This is a genomic window from Sedimentitalea sp. XS_ASV28, assembly GCF_041224545.1.
In the GTDB taxonomy this organism is placed as follows: domain Bacteria; phylum Pseudomonadota; class Alphaproteobacteria; order Rhodobacterales; family Rhodobacteraceae; genus Sedimentitalea.
The window spans coordinates 1-372 of record NZ_JBGFGP010000158.1 but is presented as its reverse complement, the minus strand read 5'-3'; the positions used below and the strand labels follow the sequence as shown (position 1 = coordinate 372).

Annotated in this window: 1 protein-coding gene; it reads right to left on the bottom strand. The window is 59.1% G+C overall.

Annotation, left to right across the window (positions count from 1 at the left end; genetic code table 11):
- Nucleotides 1-36: 36 nt before the first annotated feature.
- On the bottom strand, nt 37-372 hold a 336-nt coding region (locus AB9K34_RS17170), incomplete at its 5' end, for a DDE-type integrase/transposase/recombinase (protein WP_369955658.1).

The window sequence follows — 372 nt, the reverse complement described above, 5'->3', positions numbered from 1 at the left end:
TTTTCGCTTGATTGAGATGAGTGGGAACCTTGCCGGTCAAGCGGCCATTTCGGCTGCATAGTCTTCCCAGAGGCCGAAGGCGGCGGCTCTGGCGTGGCGGTATGAGATTGCGGCAAGGCAGTAGCGGTGGGGTCTGAAAATCGTATTGATCTGGTCATGGGCGGACAGGAAGCGCTTCGCCTGCCTTGGCGATTTGAACCTGCCCATGAGCTTCTCTCGCTTTCGGGTCGGTCGGTGCGAGCCCTCGATCCGATTATTGATGCCTTTGTGGGCGCGGTGGTCGGCGTCCGGGGCCAGCTGACCGATCGGTTTGATATAGCTGCGCAACTTGTCCGTGATGATAACGCGGGGCTGGCCAAAACGGGCGATCAA